Origin of the sequence: Actinomycetospora lutea (assembly GCF_028737205.1) — a bacterium.
GTDB lineage: Bacteria > Actinomycetota > Actinomycetes > Mycobacteriales > Pseudonocardiaceae > Actinomycetospora > Actinomycetospora lutea.
This window is the reverse complement of sequence record NZ_JAQZAL010000011.1, coordinates 95,338-112,614: the sequence shown is the minus strand read 5'-3', so window position 1 is coordinate 112,614 and position 17,277 is coordinate 95,338. Positions and strand designations below refer to the sequence as shown.

Here is a 17,277-nt window from a genome sequence, read left to right as displayed (position 1 = left end):
GTGCCCCACGGGTCACGGGGAGCGGGAAGGACCGGAGGTCACGGGGACGGCGGGCCGTCCGGGAACGGCGCGGGCTCGTAGCCCGGTGCGGCCCGCGCCAGCAGCTCCTCGAGCTCGGGCCGGGGGAGCAGACCCGCCTGCCCGCCGACGCGCTGGACGACGTTCATGCTGTTCACCGGCGCCCACCGCAGCGCGGTGCGCCACGTCTCGCCGCGGACGAGCGCGGCCACGAGCGTCGCGGCGAACGCGTCGCCCGCGCCGGTGCGCTCCACCGGCGGTGCGGGGTCGGGGTACGGGGGCATCCACAGGTGCTCGTCGCCGTCGGAGGCGTAGGCGCCCTCCGGGCCGTCGGTGACGACGACCTTCGTCGGACCGAGGGCGTGCAGGCGGGCCAGGAGACCGTGCACGTCGGCGTGGTCGCCGCCGGTGACGGCGACGGCCTCCTCGCGGTTCATGATCACGACCTCGGCGCGGCGGTAGATCGCGCGGAGGGGGTCGACGCCCGCGCGGATCTGCAGGGTCCCGGGCTGGAAGGCGAGCCGGACCCCGGGGTGGGCGATCAGCCACGCCGCGATCTCGTCCTGGTAGGCGCCGGCGTGCTCGCTCAACGAGCTGAAGTAGACCCATCCCGGCACCGCGCTGCCGGTGGGCGCCGACCAGCGGTAGGCGAACTCGTGGTGCTTGACGAGGATCGTGCGCTCGGCGCCGTGGCGCAGCAGGAAGTGGTGGTTGCTGTGCTGGTCGGGGTGCACGCGGACGAGACCGGTGTCCACGTGGTGCTCCTGCAGACGCGCGACGATCCGCTGGCCGGTGTCGTCCTTGCCGACGTCGGCGGCGAGCGCGGCCCGCAGGCCCAGGCGCGCGCCCGCCACCGCCGCGTTGGCGGCGTTGCCGCAGGCGTCGAAGTCCTGGAAGCCGGCGAACGGGAGCTTGGCGCCGGACCGCATCGCGAGCCAGGGGCCGTCGCGGTCGGTGTAGGTGATCGTGTTGGCGTCCCGGATCAGCTCGATCGCGGTGTCCGTGACGACGTCGCCGACGTAGAGGACGTCGGGCGGTCCGGCGGCGGTCACGAGGGCGGCCCCGCGTTCAGCCGCAGCAGGCCGATCGGGTTGCCGTCGGGGTCGGCGAACATCGCGACGTCGCCCATCTCCCCGATCGGCGACGGTCCCATGATCTTCCGACCACCGAGCTCCTCGGCCCGGGCCAGCGACTTGTCGAGGTCGTCGACCTCGACGTACACGGTCACCCACGGCGGCACGCCCTCCGGGGCCTGCATGATGCCGCCGCCGATGCCGTCCCGTGAGCCGGTGGACACCACGCCGTACCCCTGGGCCGCGGGCTCCACCGACCAGCCGAAGAGCTCGGCGTAGAAGCGGCGGGAGCGCGCGCCGTCGGCGCCGCCGATCTCGAAGTGCACGACGGGGTCGCCCATGTCGGTCTCCTCCTGGGCCGCCGCGGTGGGGCGGCGTTCGTGACGGTGTCGTCGGCCCGGGCGGGCCGTGCGCTGCGGCCGGCCCGGGCCGCGGGATGACCGACCGCGGATCAGCCGCGGTCGTGGTCGACGAGGCCGAAGCGGTCACGCCAGACCTCGGCGGAGGTGAGCTCGCCCTTGGCGACGCACCGCAGGACGTCGCGGCGGGCGAGCATGCCCACGAGCTCGCCGTCCTCGACGATCGGGAGCGCCCGGAGCCGGTGGTCGAGCATCGTGGTCACCACCTCGGCGACGTCGCTGCCCGGCTCCCGGGTGATCGGTGAGCGCGTCATCACGTCGCCCACGCGGGCCGCCCCGCCGGGGGTGGCCCCGGTGTCCTGCGCCGGGATCCGCCCACGGACCAGGTCGGCCTCGCCGACGATGCCGACCAGACGCCCGTCGGCGTTCACCACGGGGAGCGAGGAGTAGCCCTGCTCGACGAGCAGGGCGGCCGCCTCGGTGGTCGGGGTGTCCGGGCCGACCTGCGTCACGGGGCGGCTCATGATGTCTCGTGCCTTCACGGGGACCTCCTGCTGGTACCTGGGTGTTGCTGCCGCCCCTGTGGCGGTGCCCCGGATGCGACCGGGGTCCCGCGCACCGCCCCAGGGCCGTTGGTCGCGGAAGGCCCGAGCCGAAGGGCACGCGGGCCTACGGCGAGGGCGTCGCGGCGGCCGGGGGCGGGAGGTGGGTCACGGAGAGCAGCCGCTCGGCCTCGGGTCCGGCGCGCACCTCAGCTCCCGGTCAGGAGACGGCGCCGGTCGGCGTACTCCTCGGCGTCGATCTCGCCGCGCGCGAACCTCAGATCGAGGACCTGGCGGGGGTCGCCCGCGGGCGCCGTCCCACCGCCGGCGGGTCCGCTCTGCTCCGACGTGCGCAGCCAGCGGACGACGGCCAGGACGACGGCGATCACCAGCACCCACCACAGGACCGCGGACACGCCCATCACGGGACCCATCCAGCCGAAGCCGTACCCGCCCCACATCATCAGGTCCTCCTCCGCTCACCGGCCGGGGTCGATCCCCGCCGGCCGGTCCGGCCGAGGATGACGCCGTCCCGGGGGGCCCACCAGCGCCGGACGGCCCGCACGGGGGTGACCACCGGCGGCCCGCACCGGACCTCTCGACCCTGGGCGCGCCGGACGCACCGCCCGCACCCTGCGCGGCGGAGGTGCCCCACCACCCCCGAGGGAGAGCGACATGCGCGCGTTCCGTGTGACCTGCCCCCGGCCCGCCGCCGAGGGGCCCCTGGAGCTCGTGGACGCGGCCGTTCCCGAGCCCGGCACCGACGAGCTCCTCGTGCAGGTGCTCGCGTGCGGGGTGTGCCGCACCGACCTGCACGTCGCCGAGGGCGACCTGCCGGTCCACCGCCCCGGCGTGGTGCCCGGTCACGAGGTGGTCGGGCGCGTCGTGCGCCGGGGCCACCGGGCGACGGGGTTCGCCGAGGGCGACCGGGTGGGCGTGGCGTGGCTGCGCGGGACCTGTGGCACGTGCCGGTTCTGCCGCCGCGGCGCCGAGAACCTCTGCCCCTCGTCGGAGTACACGGGGTGGGACGCCGACGGGGGCTACGCCGAGTACACGACGGTGCCGGCCGACTACGCCCACCGCCTGCCCGAGGGCTACACCGACGCGGACCTGGCCCCGCTGCTCTGCGCGGGGATCATCGGCTTCCACGCGCTGCGCCGGGCCGAGCTGCCCGCGGGCGGGCGGCTCGGGGTCTACGGCTTCGGGGGCAGCGCGCACCTCGCGACCCAGGTCGCGCTGGCCGAGGGCGCCACGGTGCACGTCATGACCCGCAGCCCGGCCGCGCAGGAGCTGGCGCTCCGGCTCGGCGCGGCGTCGGCCCAGGGCGCGGCCGACCCGCCGCCGGAGCCCCTCGACGCGGCGATCCTGTTCGCGCCGGCCGGCGAGCTGGTGCTCCCGGCGCTGGAGGCCCTCGACCGCGGCGGCACGCTGGCGGTCGCCGGCATCCACCTCACCGACGTCCCGGTGCTCGGCTACCGGCGCCACCTCTTCCAGGAGCGCACCCTGCGCAGCGTCACCTCGAACACCCGCGCCGACGCGCGCGAGTTCCTCCGGATCGCCGGCGAGCACCACCTCGACGTGACCACCGTGCCCTATCCGCTCGACAAGGCCGGCGAGGCGCTCGCGGACCTCGCCGCCGACCGGATCACCGGAGCGGCGGTCCTCATCCCCTGAGCCGGGGACGGTGGGTCCGCCGGCGCGGGACCGTGGACCCTGCCCGCGCCCGCGGTGGCCCCCGCAGCCTGGGGACCTCACGGACACGAGGAGGGCCTGGTGGACACTCCGGATGCTGACGCCGACCGACCGCGCGTCGTCGTCGGGCTCGACGACTCGATCGGGGCGCGCGCGGCGCTGCGGTACGCGCTGGGGGAGGCACGCCGCGACGGCGCGACCGTGGACGCCGTCGCCGTGTACGTCTCCCCGGAGCGGTTCGCGGTGCTCGCCCGCGTCCCGATCGTCGCCGAGCGGGCCCAGGTCGCGGCCGCGACGGAGGCCGCCGCCCGCGCCGTGGTCGACGAGGTGCTGGCCGCCGACCGCGTCGAGCACCCCGGGCGGGATCTGCCACCCGTCACCGTGCGGGCCGTCCCGGGCGACCCCGGGCCCGCGCTCGGGGCCGCGGGCGACGGGGCGGCGCGCCTCGTCGTCGGGCACCGGGGCCGGGGCGCCGTCGCGACCGGCCTGCTGGGCTCCGTCGGCTGGTGGTGCCTGCGCCACGCGCCGTGCCCCCTGACCGTGGTGCCCGCCGCCGCCACGGCGTGAGCGCCCGCGGCCACGTCAGGCGGCCACCGCGAACCCGGTGGCGACGGCGGCGACCGGGGCCGCGAGCAGCAGCGCCAGCTGTCCGGCGAAGCGTCGCCCGCCCGCCGCGAGGGCCAGCACGATCTTCGTGGCGGTGTTGGCGGCGAGGGCCAGACCCACGGCGCCGACGGCCGCCCCCACGGTGATCACCGTCCCGGCGAGCGACGCCGCGGCCACGGCGGCGGCGTGCGCGTCGGCCAGGCCCCCGACCAGGGCGACGACGGCGACCCCGCCGTCCCCGGCCAGCGCGGCGGCCCAGCGTGTCGCGAGGAGCAGCACGACGAGGACCGCGGCCAGTGTGACGGTGGCGGTGAGCGAGAGCGGGCGCGCCACGGGGTCCCGGTCGCTGCCGACGGGGTCCGCGTCGGTGGGCTCGTCGGTGGGCTCGTCGGTCGGCTCGTCGGCGGGCTCGTCGGTGGGCTCGTCGGCGGGTCCGCGGCGCCAGAGCCAGACGATCTCGACGAGGAGCACCACGATCCCGGCGGCCGCCCCGGGCAGGAGCCGGACGGCGACCGCCGGGGCGGCCACGGCCACCACCACCAGCAGCTGCACGAGGGTGGCGACGTTCGCGGCGAGCACGGCCGGCATGACGCCCCGCGCCGCCCGGCTGCGCGCGCGCCGGTGCGCGAGGACCAGCGTGGTCGCCGAGGCCGAGACGAAGCCGCCGAGGAACCCCACGAGCAGCAGGCCGACCCGCTCGCCGAGCGCGCGGACCCCGACGTAGCCCACCCAGCCGACGACGGTGAGCACGACGACGAGCAGCCAGATGCGCGACGGGTTGAGCACGCCGAACGGACCCAGGGCGCGATCGGGGAGCAACGGCAGCACCACGAGCGCCACCACGAACAACCGCAGCGCGTCCACCACGTCCTGGTCGGTGACCAGCCGGGTGGCGAAGTCGTGCAGCGGGCGCTTGACCGCGAGCACGACGGCCACCGCGACCCCGATCGCGACGGCCCACGAGGGCCGGGTCCAGGCGAGGGCGCCGAGGAGGAAGGTGCCCACCGCCGCCACCTCGGTGGTGGCCCCCAGGTCCGGGTCCGCGGTGGTCCGGACGGTCGCCACGTACCCGACGACGAGCAGGGCGGTGACGGCCACGGTGCCGGCGACCAGCACCGCCCCGCCCAGCGCGGCCGCGACCGCGCCGGCGACGGCCAGCAGGGCGAAGGTGCGGGCGCCCGCGACGGGGCGGGGACGCTCGTCGCGCGCGCTGCGCTCGCGTTCCAGCCCGAGCATGAGACCGATCGCCAGGGCCGTCCCCACGTGGGCGAGCGCGGTGACCGTGTCCACCCGGCCACCCCCACCCACCCGTCCGGCCCGCGCGCCGCTGCCCAGTCCGTCACGGGTGCCGGTCGTGGCGACAGGGCCGGCCGTCGCGGGCGGGGCGGCGGAGGTCCCGGGACGCGCGGACCGTCGCCCCTGCCGCCCGGCGCCGGCGGGCAGCAGCGTCCCCGGGGAGCCGAGCCGATGGAGGACAGATGAGCCCGACCAGCACGCAGCCCCCGGGGGCGACCACCCCGATCCGGCGCCTGGCCACCCGGGAGCTCGCGACGGTGGGTCCCGAGGCGACCCTGCGGGAGGTCGCCGAGGAGCTCGCGATGGACGAGATCGGGGCGATCCTCGTCCGCTACGGGCACGACTCGACCGGGGTGATCTCCGAGCGGGACCTCGTCGCGGTGATCGCCAACGGGGGCGACCTCGGCACCCAGGCCACGGACCTCATGACCGTCGACCTGGTGACCGTGCCCGAGGACGCGCCCGTCGTCGACGTCGCCCGCGTGATGCTCGACGCCGGCATCCGGCACGTCCTGGTGCGGGCGGACGACGAGGAGCATCCCGAGGGCGGGCCCGTGACCGGCATCGTGTCGATCCGCGACGTCGTCGGCGCCCTGCTCGGCGACGACGTCCCCGCCTGAGCCGGCGGACGCGGTGACCACGCCGGAGCAGGACCGCGGCGAGGTCGTGCGAGTCTTCGCCCCGGCCGGTCCGGGGCGGCGCGCGGTCCTGCGGTGGGCCGGACGCCAGGCCCGTCGCAGCGGCGCCCGGCTGGAGGTCCTGGTCGAGCCCGACACCGGCCCGGGTCCCCGCGACGGTCCCGACTCCGCACCGGCCGCCCTGGTCGGACGGGCACTCGGCGCCCTCGCGGGTCCGTCGCCCGCGGACCGCCTGATCCGTGCCGCGGCCGGATCACGGCTGCTCGTGGTGCCGCAGCGGGCGGCGGGCGTCGACGAGCTGGTCGACGCCGCGTACGAGTCGGTGACCGTCGTGCCCGACGAGGCCCCTCACCTCGACGGCCCGGTCGTCCTCGCCCTCGCCCCGCACACCTCCGACGCGGTCGTCGACGCGGCCTTCGAGGCGGCCTCCCGGCGCGGGGCACGACTGCTCGCGGTGTGGTGCCGCGGGCTCGAGCGGGGCGGTCCGTCCCGCGACGGGGAGGACGCCGGGGACACCGACGACACCGACGACACCGACGCCGGGCGCCGCTGGTGGGAGGACCGGCTCGCCGCCTGGCGGATCGTCCACCCGCGGATGCCGGTGGAGATCCGGGTCGCCGAGAACGATCCCGTCGCGGCGCTGGTCGACCTGTCGGGCCGCGCGCGCCTCCTCGTGCTGGGGCGCTCGGTCCGGGGACGGGTGCTGGCCGCGCTGAGGCCCTCGCCCGTGCCGCGCGTGGTCCGCCGGGCGCGCTGCCCCGTGCTCGTCGTCGCCCCGCCGGGCCCGCCGCACCGCGGCTGGTGGCGCCGGCCCTGAGCCCGCGGCGCGCCGATCGGGACCTTCGGCCCCGCAGATCGGGACGGGATGCGGACCGTCCGGCTCTGATCCGTGCCGCCCGCCCGCGCGAGGGTGGTGGCGCGGCACGGGCCGCACCGAGGGAGGGAGCTCCGATGACCGAGAACGGCAGCCAGGGCGTGATCGTCTGCGGGATCGACGGGTCGCACGGGTCGCGGCTCGCGCTGCGGGAGGCCATCAGGACCGCGGCCCGCCGCGGCGACCGGATCCGGGCGATCGCGGTCTACGAGCCGCCGGAGATGTGGTCGGCCTGGGGCTACGGGCCGGGATCGGAGATCCGGCTGCCGGATCCGGACGCGCTGCGGGAGGACGAACTGAAGGCCGCGCGCATGTTGGTGGACGAGGTGATCGGGGAGGTGACCGAGGACGCGGCGCAGGAGGTGACGCCGCCCGCCGTCACCGTCGAGGTGCTGCCGGGTCGCCCGGCCGAGGTCCTCGTGGACGCCGCCCGCGGGGCCGACGAGCTCGTCGTCGGGCACCGCGGCCGCGGCGCGTTCGGCAGCGTCATGCTGGGCTCGGTCGGACTGGGCTGTGTGCTGCACGCGTCGTGCCCGGTGACCGTCGTGCCCGAGCCGGCCGCGGCCTGAGGCGACGAACGGTGTCCACCACGCCACCGGCCGCCGGGCCCGCCGGCACGCCCGTCACCCCGCCCCGGGCGCTCCTCGCCCGCCTCGCCGGTGGGCGACCGTCGTGAGCGCCCGGTCCGGCGTGGTGGTGGGGCTCGACGGTTCGCCCGCGGCCGCGCTCGCCTTCGCGGTGGCCCTCGAGGAGGGCGCCCGCCGTGGGGAGCCCGTCACGGCGGTGACGGCGTTCCCGGCGCCCGGCACCTGGGCCGACGGTGGGGACATCGCGGATCTTCCGGAGCCGGACCGGATGACCGACGTGGTGGCGGACCAGGCGCGGCGCTTCGCCGAGGAGGCGGTGCTGCCGCTGTCCGCGGCCCTGCGGGAGGTCCCGTACGAGGTCCGGGTGCACCCGGGCTCGTCGGCGCCCGTCCTCGCCGACGCCGCCCGGGACGCCTCGGTCCTCGTGGTCGGCCACCGCGGTCGTGGGCCGCTCGGCAGCGCCGTGCTCGGCTCCACCGGGTTACGGGTGCTCGCCCTCGCGCCGTGCCCCGTGCTCGTGGTGCGGCCCCGCGAGGACCCGGCGGACGGGCCCGTGGTGGTCGGTGTGGACCGCTCCGACGGCTCCGCGGCGGCGCTGCGCCATGCCCTCGGTGACGCCGTGCGCCGCGGTGTCGGGGTCCTCGCCGTCACCGGGGTCGCGCCACCGCCGACCACGGTCGGGTTCCGGCCCCTGCCGGGCCCGACCCTCGAGGCGGTCCGCGAGGCACTGCGTCCGCGGGTGGAGCACTTCGTGGCCCGGGTCGTCGACGACTACGCGGCTGGGCACGCGATCCCCCACGTGGACGTGGTCGTGCGGGCCGAGGACCCCACCATGGCCGTCGTCGACGTCGCCGAGCAGGTCCGCGCCCCCGTGCTCGTCGTCGGCCGCACCGGCCACGGCGCCCTCGCCCGCTGGTTGATCGGTTCGGTCGCCCACGGGGCGGTCCTGAGGGCCCCGTGCCCGGTGGTCGTCGTCCCCCCGGACCGCGGCCCGGTCGCCGAGGAGGAGGACGACGACGGCGGGGAGCAGACGCAGGACACGGTCGGGGACCGGGTGGGGCGGGGCACGGACGAGCGGTCGGGCCGCCCCGTCGCGACGGCGAGCCCGTGACGTCGCCCGGCGGCCCCCGGGTCGTCGGGGTCGACGGCTCCGACGGCTCGCGGGCCGCGCTGCACCACGCCCTCGCCGAGGCCGCCCGCCGGCGGGTCGGTGCCCGGTGACGGTGGTCCCCCGGCCCCTGCGGCGTGACCCCCCGGGGACCGCGTGCCTCACCGGCCCGCCGTGGGCTCCGCCCGGCGGGCCTCCCGCCGCAGGCGCCGCCCCGACCATCGCTCCACCGCGAGCAGCAGCAGGAGGCGGTCGTCCCCGTCGGGCCAGGGCTCGGGGCGGGCCACCGTCCCCGCGCCGGCGCGGTGCAGGGTCCCGGCCGCCACCACCGACCAGCCGGTGCGGTGCACCAGGTCGATCTCGTCGACCTCGAACGCGACGGCCTGCCCGACGGCTGCGCGCGCCCCGGTCCGGGCACCGACCGCGATCACGATGTGCGGGCCCTCCAGGGCGAACGCGAACGGCTCGACGGTCGGCCCGTGCTCGTCGATGAACGCGAGGCGCCCGATCTCGGCGGTCATCAGCAGGGCCCGGCTCTCGTCGGCGCCCAGGGGCTCGATCGTGGTGCGCTCCACGGCGGTCACGGTGCTCTCCTCTCCTCGGGGGTGACGGTCCGGCGGCGGCGCCACCGGTCGAGCTCGTCGACGCCCCACACGAGCGGGGCGCAGACGAGGAGCAGGGCCACCGTCGCGGCGTCGAGCGGCACCGTGCCGACGATCCGCTGGGCGACCGGCAGGTAGACGACCGCGGCGGTCACGAGGACCTCGAAACCGATGCCCCACCACAGCAGCGGGTTGCCGAAGAGGCCGACGGTGCGCAGCGAGGCGTGCTCGGTGCGGGCGGCGAACGCCGTCCCGATCTGGCAGGCGACGATCCCGACGAACGTGGCCGTGGTCGCCTCGAGGTACGCGGGGTGCAGCACGGTGCCGGGCCCGGTCGGCGCTCCCGGCGTCCAGCCCGCCCGGAGCAGGACCAGCAGGAACGCGCCGGTCGTCAGCACCGCCGAGGTGACCCCGAGCAGGCCCCACGCCCGCCAGAGCATCCGCGGCCGGATGACGCCCTCGGAGCGTGGTCGTGGTGGGCGGGACATCACGCCGGGCTCGGCGGGCTCGCGTCCGAGGGCGAGGGCCGGCAGGGTCTCGGTGCCGAGATCGATCGCGAGGATCTGCAGGACGGTCAGGCCGAGCGGGATGCTGCCGCCCGAGAGCGCGAAGAGCAGGAACGGGACGACCTCGGGCACCGCGTGGGCGAAGATGTAGACGACGAACTTGCGCACGTTCTCGTACACCCGCCGGCCGGCGGCGACGGCTCGTTCGATCGTCGCGAAGTCGTCGTCGGTGAGCACCATCGTCGCGGCCTCGCGGGCCACGTCGGTGCCCGACGCACCCATGGCGACGCCGATGTCGGCGCGGCGCAGGGCGGGTGCGTCGTTCACGCCGTCCCCGGTGACCGCGACCACCTCGCCGAGGTGCACGAGCGCCTCGACGATGCGCAGCTTCTGCTCCGGGGCCACGCGGGCGAAGACCACCTCGTCGCCGGCGCGCAGCAGGTCGTCCAGCTCGCTCTCGCGCAGGGCGGCCAGCCGGTCGCCGCCGACGACCCGCAGCCCGCCGGCTCCGATGCCCACCGACCGCGCGACGGCCTCGGCGGTCACCGGGTGGTCGCCGGTGACGACGTGGACCGTGATCCCGGCGGCGTGGCAGCGGGCGACGGCGGGCGCGACGGAGGGGCGCGGCCGGTCGAGGAGGCCGACCAGCCCCTCGAGCACGAGGCCGGACTCGACGCGCTCGCGGGGGGCGGTGAGGTCCGCGTCCGAGGCCGGCCGGCCGGCGAGGGCCAGCACCCGGAGACCCTCGCCGGCCAGCTCGGCCGTGGCGGCGAGGACCTCGGCGCGCGCCGCGGCGTCGAGGGGGCACTCGCCGCCGTCCGCCCGACGCCGGCCGTCGCAGCGGCCGAGGACGGCCTCCACGGCGCCCTTGGTGTGCACCGCCAGGCCGTCGGGCGTGGCGTCGACGGTGGACATGCGGGCGAGGACCGGGTCGAACGGGTGCGCGGCGCGCCGATCGCGCGCGCGGGTGGCGGCACGGGTGTCGAGTCCGGCCGCGGCGGCGAGGGCCAGCAGGGCCAGCTCGGTGGGGTCGCCGGAGCCCGCACCGCGGGCGGGGTCGGGGAGGTCGGCCTCGCTGCAGCGCTGCGCGACCCGGGCCAGGGTGGGCGCCCGACCCGCGTCGCGGTCGGGGTCCCCGCGACCGTCCGCGGGGCTCCACAGCGCCTGCGGGGACATCCGGTTCTCGGTCAGCGTGCCGGTCTTGTCCGTGCAGATGACCGTCGTCGACCCCAGCGTCTCGACCGCGGACAGCCGCCGGACGACGGCGCCGCGGCGCGCCAGCGAGCGCACCCCGGCGGCCAGGGCCAGCGTGATCGTGGGCAGCAGTCCCTCCGGGACGTTGGCCACGAGCAGCCCGATGGCGAACACCAGCGCGGCCGTGAACGACAGACCGGCCAGGAGCCCGATCGGCAGGAACGCCGCCCCGGTGCCGACGGCCACCGCGGCGATCAGCCACGCGACCCGCCGGACCTGGGTCTCGAGGGGGCTCTCGTGGTGCCCGACGTGCCCCGTCAGGGCGGCGATGCGCCCGATCTCGGTGTGCGCCCCGGTCCCCGTCACGACGGCCCGGGCGGCGCCGACCGTGCAGGTCGTGCCGCGGAAGACGAGGTCGGGGGCCTCGAGCGGCGGGCCCGGCGGGTGCACCCCGGGGTGTCGGGACACCGGCACCGACTCCCCGGTCAGCGCGCTCATGTCGATCTCGACCGCGCCGGTGACGAGGCGTCCATCGGCGGGCACCGCGGCGCCCTCGGTGAGCAGGACGACGTCCCCGGTGACGACCTCGGCGGCCGGGATCTCGCGGGCGACCCCGCCGCGCAGCACCCGGGTCCGCGCCGGGAGATACGCCTCGAGCGCCGCGACCGCGTGCTCGGCGTGCTGCTCCTGCCAGAAGGCGAGCCCGGCGTTCAGCACGACCACCACGACGACCGCGGCGGCGAGGACCGGCGTGCCGGCCACCATCGCCAGACCCGCGGCGGCCCAGAGCAGCAGCGCCAGCGGGTGGACCAGCTGCCGTCCCAGCGCCCGTGGCCACGAGGCCCCGCGGCGTGTCGGCAGGGCGTTGGGTCCGTGGACCCGCAGACGGCGGGCGGCGTCGCGGTCGTCGAGACCGTCCGGTCCGGACCGGAGCTCGTGGAAGATCCGCTCGAGGGGGGCCTCGGGGTCGACGGCCGAACCGTCGACGGACGTCTCGTCCTGCCGATCACCGTCGCCGTGCGGGTGCGGGGGCCGGGTGGTCCGCGTCGCGCTCACCCGCCCTCCCTTCCGCCCGGACCTGTCCCGGCCGACCCGATCAGCCGACCCCGGTCGGCCGCCCCGGTCAGCCGACCTCGGTCAGCACCTGGTCGAGCGGACGGCGCGGCGTCGGTCGCAACGGCTCGGCGAAGGGCTCGGGCCATCCGATGCGCAGGGCGACGACGGGCGGGTGGTGGCCGACCAGGTACCGGAGTCGGTCGCGGGTCTCCGCCACCTCGAGGACCTGCGTGATCGGGGTGGTGGCCAGACCGTGGGTGGTGGCCTCGAGCAGGACCGCGCTGAGCGCCTCGCCCGCCCGCAGCACGGAGTCCGGGCTCTCGTCGACCGCGGTGAGGATGGTCAGGGCCGAGGCGTCCTGGTGGTCGGCCCCGGCGTGCGGCTGGCGCAGGGTCCCGCGCGGGAACCAGCGCAGCACGAGGTCACGGTAGGACGGGGGCGGTTCCTCGAGGCGGGCACCGGCGGGGATGCCGTCGTGCGCCCCGGCGTAGCGATGGGTCCACCGTTCCAGCTCGGCGGGGTACCCCGGCTGCTCGCGCTGCCGCTCGGCCGCCTCCCGCATGGCGTCGGCGACCACGGCACGCTGGCCGCCGGTGGTCAGGTGGAGGACCCCGCCGAAGGGCCGTGCCGCGTCGCCGAGCGCCTGCAGCATCTCGGTGGGCACCGCCTGCGCGGAGAACCGGCGGCGATCGGTCCGGCGCCGCTCCATGGCGTCCGCGAGGCGCCGGGTGCGCGGATCGGGCGCGCCCGCGGCCGGACGGATCCGCACCCGGGCGAGCGCGCGGGCGTCGGGCCCGTCCGGCTGGTGCCGGACGTCGGCGTGCCACCCGTGGTCGGCGAGCGCGATGCGCAGGTGGTGCAGGACGCAGCCGCATCCCAGCAGCACGCCGTGACCCCGCTCGTCGGTGAAGGGCATCCGACGCGTCGTGTCGACCTCGAGATCGAGGTGGTCGTCCGCGAGGACCCAGTGCCACGGCTGGGCGTTGTGCTCCGAGGGCGCCCGCAGCGCCGGCGACACCGCGTCACGCAACGCCGCCCGGACGTCGCCGGTGGTCGGCGCACTCATCGGGGACCTTCCAGGTCGCGGGCGGCGACACGCAGCGCCGTGTCGACGATCGCGTCGGTCTCGTCGCCCCGCTCGACGGCGCCGAGGACCCAGGTCAGCGTCCGGCGCACGTCCTGATGGGGTTCCCGTCGCAACGACGTGCGGGCCTGGTCGAGGGCGGCGAGCAGCGCCACCCGCGGCGCGCCGCGGCGACTCAACATCACCACCCGGGACACGAGGTCCCAGGCCTCGGTGGGGCGACGCTCGGGCACGGTCTCCATGACGGCTCCTCTCCTCGGTCCAGTCCAGGGCCGGCGACGCCTCCGGTCCAGGGGCCGGAGGTCACGGGCCGGGTGCCGCACGTCCCGCGTGGTCCGGGGCCTGCGTCCCGAGCCCGTCACCCGCGTCCTGCCACGGGTCGAGGACGAGACGGCGGCCCGTGACGCGCTCGGCGTCGATCTGGATCACGTGGAGGCCCCGGCCCCGCACCCAGGGCCGGTAGCGGTGGTCGATGACGGCGACCAGCCGCTCGATGTCGTTCACGACCCCGGCGCGCCCGACGACCATGACGCTCCAGCCGGTGTGCGAGTCGGGGTCCACGTGATCGGCCTCGAACGCGACGACGTCACCACGACGCGCGGCGTCGAGCTTGCTGCCCGGACCGGTGCGCACGATGAGCGAGCGACCGTGGCGCACGTAGTTCACCGGGTGGACCGCCGGGAGGGCCTTCTCGGTGAACACCAGCCGGCCGACGGGGGTGGTATCGAGCAGTTCGAGGCAGTCGCCGACGGACAGCACCTCGGTCTCGCGATCCTCGACCATGGACGTCTCCCTCGACTCGTGGTGCCCCGCGTCGCGAGCGTGGTCGGCGGAGCACGGCGGGCCCAGGCGCGAACGGCCCGCCCGGGAGGGACGTCCGGCCCGACGGGCCCGGGTCAGCTATCGCCGCCCGGGAGCGGCCCCGGCGGCCTCCCGGGCGGCGACGTCGTCGTCGGAGCACGCGGGGGCGAGCCGTGTCCCGGGTGTCGTCATCGCCGACCGGTCGGCGGGGCGTCGACCCGCTCCCAGCCGCGTCGGGGCGCGCGCGTGGCCGGTCCGCCGGAGCGCGAGCGGTACACGATGTAGGGCCGGAAGAGGTAGCCCAGCGGCGCGGTGAAGGCGTGCACGAGCCGGGTGAAGGGCCAGAGCGCGAACAGCGCCAGGGCGATGAGGACGTGGACGTGGAACGCGAGGCCGGCCTGGCTCATCGCGGCGACGTCGGGCTGCAGGACGAACAGCGAGCGGAACCAGACCGAGACCGTGAGCCGGTAGTTGTGCTCCTCGCCGCCGGACGCCCCCAGCAGCGTCGTGACCAGGCCCGCCACGATCGCGGCGACCAGCCCGACGTACATCAGCTTGTCGTTGCGCGTCGTGGCGGCGAAGACGGGGCCGGTGGTGCGACGGCGGTAGATCAGGATCGCGATCCCGACCAGGGTGCAGGCGCCGGCGACGGTGCCTAGCGCGAGCGCCTGCACGTGGTAGGCCTCCTGCGAGAGACCGACCGCGTCGGTCCAGCTCTTCGGGATCAGCAGGCCGATCACGTGGCCGATGATCACCACGAGCAGGCCGAAGTGGAACAGGGGGCTGCCGATGCGCAGCAGCCGTGACTCGTGGAGCTCCGAGGAGCGTGTGGTCCAGCCGAAGCGGTCGTAGCGGTAGCGCCAGAGCGTCCCGGTGACCACCACGGCGAGGACGACGTAGGGCAGGACGCCCCAGAGCAGGATGTCCAGGACGGTCATCGCCGGCCCCCGAAGGGGGCGAGGTCGAGGCCGACCTGCTCGCGGGGCGGGCCGGAGCGCGCCAGGGCCTTGGCGGCGGCGACGTCGGTGGGGGAGGGGCCGGGCAGCACGGCGCAGACCGCCTCGAGCACCGCCGCCCACGGGGCGTCCGCCTCGAGCAGCGCCAGCCGGAGCAGCTCGAGTCCGGCGCGGTGCTCCTGGAGGAGGGCCAGCCCGTCCGCGAGGTCGCCGGTGGCCGCGTACTCGAGCACCGCGGGCAGGTGGTCGGGCAGCTCGGAGCCGGTCGGCTCCATCCCGGCCGCCCGGTAGCGGTCCTTGAGCCCGGCCAGCGAGGACCCGCGCCGGCGGGTCTCGCCGTCGGTCCACCACGTCAGGTCGAGGCAGCAGCGCCGCCGGCGGTCGAACACGGCGACGTAGAGCTCGGCGAGCTCGTGGGGCGTCCGCGGGCCGAGCGCGTCGAGGAACGCGAGCAGCCGCTCCCGGGCCGGGCCGGCGGGCACCGTGTGCAGCGCCGCGCGGACCAGGGGCAGCAGGTCGAGCACGTCGCGGTCGGGGTAGCGCAGGCACACCGACGCGGCCTGGAGCACGGTGGCGTGGGCCTGCTCGTCGAGGCGCGCCGGGGCGGGGGCGCTCATCGGGCGCTCTCCTTCCGGGGTGGGAACAGGCCCTCGGGACGCCCGCGGCCGTCCCAGTTGAGGAGGTTGACGCGGGCGCCGGGCCGCTCGGGATCGGCGATCCCCTCGGAGGTCTGGCGGTGCCGCAGGGCGTGGAACGTCTCGACCGAGACCGGTGTCGGCGGCCCGGAGGCCTCGCCGAACGGGCCGCTGCCGGTGACCATGCCGGGCCCGCCGTCGACGTCGAGGCTGCACCCGAGCTCCTCGAGCTGGTGCGCGTCGCCCTCGTGGGCGGTGGGGATGACGTAGCGCTCGTCGTACTTGGCGATGGCGAGCAGCCGGTACATCGCCATGAGCTGCTCGACGTCCATGCCGACGGCCGCGGGGATCGACTCGTCGAGCTCCCGGCCGAGGGTGACGTCGCGCATGAAGGAGCGCATGGCGGCGAGCTTGCGCAGCACGTCGTTCACCGGGGCCGGGTCCCCGGCGGTGAAGAGCTCGGCGAGGTACTCGACGGGGATGCGCAGCGCGTCGATGGCGCCGAACAGGTTGCCCGCGTCCTCGCCGTCGTGGCCGGTCTCGGTGAGCCGGTCGACCACGGGCGAGAGCGGCGGGATGTACCAGACCATCGGCATCGTGCGGAACTCCGGATGGAGCGGCAGGGCCACCCGGTACTCCTTGGCGAGCTTGTACACCGGCGAGCGGCGCGCGGCCTCCAGCCAGTCGTCGGGGATGCCGTCGCGGCGGGCGGCGGCGATCACCGCGGGGTCGTGCGGGTCGAGCAGCAGGTCGAGCTGGGCCTCGTAGAGGTCCTTCTCGTCGGGCACCGACGCCGCGGCGGCGACGCGGTCGGCGTCGTAGAGGAACAGCCCCAGGTAGCGCAGCCGGCCCACGCAGGTCTCCGAGCACACCGTCGGCAGCCCGACCTCGACCCGCGGGTAGCAGAACGTGCACTTCTCGGCCTTGCCGGTGCGGTGGTTGAAGTAGACCTTCTTGTACGGACAGCCGGTGACGCACATCCGCCAGCCCCGGCACTGGTCCTGGTCGACCAGGACGATGCCGTCCTCGGCGCGCTTGTACATCGCCCCCGACGGGCAGGAGGCCACGCACGAGGGGTTGAGGCAGTGCTCGCAGATGCGCGGCAGGTAGAACATGAACGCCTGCTCGAAGGAGAACGTCACCTTCTCCTCGGACTCCTGCCGGAGCCGCTCGACGATCGGGTCCTGCGGGCCGTGCTCCGGGGCGCCGCCGAGGTCGTCGTCCCAGTTGGCGCTCCACTCGACCGCCATCGGCTGCCCGGAGAGCAGCGACTTGGGCTGCGCGGCGGGGAAGTCGTCGCCCAGCGGGGCGTCGGTGAGGACCTCGTAGTCGTAGGTCCAGGGCTCGTAGTAGTCGCGGATGTTCGGCAGGACCGGGTTGGCGAAGATCGTCAGGAGCTTGCGGAAGCGCCCGCCGGCCTTGAGCGCGAGCCGCCCGCGCCGGTTGCGGACCCAGCCGCCGCGCCAGCGCTCCTGGTCCTGGTAGCGGCGGGGGTAGCCCTGGCCGGGGCGGGTCTCGACGTTGTTGAACCAGGCGTACTCGACGCCGCTGCGGTTGGTCCACGCCTGCTTGCAGGTCACCGAGCACGTGTGGCACCCGATGCACTTGTCGAGGTTCATGACCATGCCCATCTGGGCCATGACGCGCATG

General features: G+C 76.5%; 19 protein-coding genes. 6 read left to right on the top strand and 13 right to left on the bottom strand.

Going from position 1 to position 17,277, the window contains the following annotated elements:
• Positions 1-38 precede the first annotated feature (38 nt).
• The 4 genes from PHK61_RS14105 to PHK61_RS14090 form a co-directional block, all read right to left on the bottom strand.
• Entirely contained in the window at positions 39-1,070 is a 1,032-nt protein-coding gene (locus PHK61_RS14105) for a carbohydrate kinase family protein (protein ID WP_274281620.1), read from the bottom strand.
• Positions 1,067-1,432 (bottom strand): VOC family protein, encoded by a 366-nt coding sequence (locus tag PHK61_RS14100; RefSeq protein ID WP_274281619.1) that lies wholly within the window; start codon positions 1,430-1,432, stop codon positions 1,067-1,069. The genes PHK61_RS14105 and PHK61_RS14100 overlap by 4 nt, the downstream gene beginning before the upstream one ends.
• Positions 1,433-1,542: 110 nt before the next feature.
• Positions 1,543-1,992, bottom strand: a complete 450-nt coding sequence (locus tag PHK61_RS14095; protein WP_274281618.1) for a CBS domain-containing protein — start codon at positions 1,990-1,992, stop codon at positions 1,543-1,545.
• A gap of 209 nt (positions 1,993-2,201) precedes the next feature.
• On the bottom strand, positions 2,202-2,456 hold the full coding sequence (locus PHK61_RS14090) for an SHOCT domain-containing protein (protein WP_274281617.1): 255 nt from the start codon (positions 2,454-2,456) through the stop codon (positions 2,202-2,204).
• 211 nt (positions 2,457-2,667) lie between these two features.
• Here PHK61_RS14090 and PHK61_RS14085 point away from each other — a divergent pair, with 211 nt between their 5' ends.
• Together PHK61_RS14085 and PHK61_RS14080 are read left to right on the top strand one after the other, a co-directional pair.
• Complete coding sequence (locus PHK61_RS14085; RefSeq protein ID WP_274281616.1) at positions 2,668-3,666, top strand: zinc-binding alcohol dehydrogenase family protein; 999 nt, start codon at positions 2,668-2,670, stop codon at positions 3,664-3,666.
• 99 nt (positions 3,667-3,765) lie between these two features.
• A complete protein-coding gene (locus PHK61_RS14080) occupies positions 3,766-4,251 on the top strand; it encodes a universal stress protein (RefSeq protein WP_274281615.1) in 486 nt (161 codons plus the stop codon).
• A gap of 15 nt (positions 4,252-4,266) precedes the next feature.
• Here PHK61_RS14080 and PHK61_RS14075 read toward each other — a convergent pair whose 3' ends face one another.
• Complete coding sequence (locus PHK61_RS14075) at positions 4,267-5,580, bottom strand: DUF4010 domain-containing protein (RefSeq protein WP_274281614.1); 1,314 nt, start codon at positions 5,578-5,580, stop codon at positions 4,267-4,269.
• A 188-nt stretch (positions 5,581-5,768) separates the two neighbouring features.
• Here PHK61_RS14075 and PHK61_RS14070 point away from each other — a divergent pair, with 188 nt between their 5' ends.
• The 4 genes from PHK61_RS14070 (at position 5,769) to PHK61_RS14055 (ending at position 8,796) form a co-directional block, all read left to right on the top strand.
• Positions 5,769-6,206, top strand: coding sequence for a CBS domain-containing protein (locus PHK61_RS14070; RefSeq protein WP_274281613.1), 438 nt, complete (start codon positions 5,769-5,771; stop codon positions 6,204-6,206).
• Positions 6,207-6,219: 13 nt separating this feature from the next.
• Positions 6,220-7,041: a universal stress protein gene (locus tag PHK61_RS14065; protein WP_274281612.1), complete on the top strand. Its 822-nt coding sequence runs from the start codon at positions 6,220-6,222 to the stop codon at positions 7,039-7,041.
• 134 nt (positions 7,042-7,175) lie between these two features.
• Positions 7,176-7,667, top strand: coding sequence for a universal stress protein (locus tag PHK61_RS14060; RefSeq protein ID WP_274281611.1), 492 nt, complete (start codon positions 7,176-7,178; stop codon positions 7,665-7,667).
• A gap of 103 nt (positions 7,668-7,770) precedes the next feature.
• The gene (locus tag PHK61_RS14055) at positions 7,771-8,796 is read left to right on the top strand and encodes a universal stress protein (RefSeq protein ID WP_274281610.1); all 1,026 of its coding nucleotides are present in this window, start codon (positions 7,771-7,773) and stop codon (positions 8,794-8,796) included.
• 158 nt (positions 8,797-8,954) lie between these two features.
• On the opposite strand, the gene PHK61_RS14050 is transcribed toward PHK61_RS14055, so the two are convergent.
• The 8 genes from PHK61_RS14050 to narH all read right to left on the bottom strand — a co-directional run bounded on the left by PHK61_RS14050 (position 8,955) and on the right by narH (position 17,276).
• Positions 8,955-9,377, bottom strand: a complete 423-nt coding sequence (locus PHK61_RS14050; RefSeq protein ID WP_274281609.1) for a pyridoxamine 5'-phosphate oxidase family protein — start codon at positions 9,375-9,377, stop codon at positions 8,955-8,957.
• Positions 9,374-12,151, bottom strand: a complete 2,778-nt coding sequence (locus tag PHK61_RS14045) for a cation-translocating P-type ATPase (RefSeq protein ID WP_274281608.1) — start codon at positions 12,149-12,151, stop codon at positions 9,374-9,376. The genes PHK61_RS14050 and PHK61_RS14045 overlap by 4 nt, the downstream gene beginning before the upstream one ends.
• A gap of 67 nt (positions 12,152-12,218) precedes the next feature.
• On the bottom strand, positions 12,219-13,217 hold the full coding sequence (locus PHK61_RS14040; RefSeq protein WP_274281607.1) for an Acg family FMN-binding oxidoreductase: 999 nt from the start codon (positions 13,215-13,217) through the stop codon (positions 12,219-12,221).
• On the bottom strand, positions 13,214-13,477 hold the full coding sequence (locus PHK61_RS14035) for a hypothetical protein (RefSeq protein ID WP_274281606.1): 264 nt from the start codon (positions 13,475-13,477) through the stop codon (positions 13,214-13,216). The genes PHK61_RS14040 and PHK61_RS14035 overlap by 4 nt, the downstream gene beginning before the upstream one ends.
• A gap of 61 nt (positions 13,478-13,538) precedes the next feature.
• On the bottom strand, positions 13,539-14,018 hold the full coding sequence (locus PHK61_RS14030) for a pyridoxamine 5'-phosphate oxidase family protein (RefSeq protein ID WP_337993960.1): 480 nt from the start codon (positions 14,016-14,018) through the stop codon (positions 13,539-13,541).
• 206 nt (positions 14,019-14,224) lie between these two features.
• Positions 14,225-14,974, bottom strand: coding sequence for a respiratory nitrate reductase subunit gamma (gene narI / locus PHK61_RS14025; protein ID WP_274281605.1), 750 nt, complete (start codon positions 14,972-14,974; stop codon positions 14,225-14,227).
• Positions 14,971-15,609: a nitrate reductase molybdenum cofactor assembly chaperone gene (gene narJ, locus PHK61_RS14020; RefSeq protein WP_274281604.1), complete on the bottom strand. Its 639-nt coding sequence runs from the start codon at positions 15,607-15,609 to the stop codon at positions 14,971-14,973. The genes narI and narJ overlap by 4 nt, the downstream gene beginning before the upstream one ends.
• A complete protein-coding gene (gene narH / locus PHK61_RS14015) occupies positions 15,606-17,276 on the bottom strand; it encodes a nitrate reductase subunit beta (RefSeq protein WP_274281603.1) in 1,671 nt (556 codons plus the stop codon). The genes narJ and narH overlap by 4 nt, the downstream gene beginning before the upstream one ends.
• Between the last annotated feature and the right edge of the window lies 1 nt (position 17,277).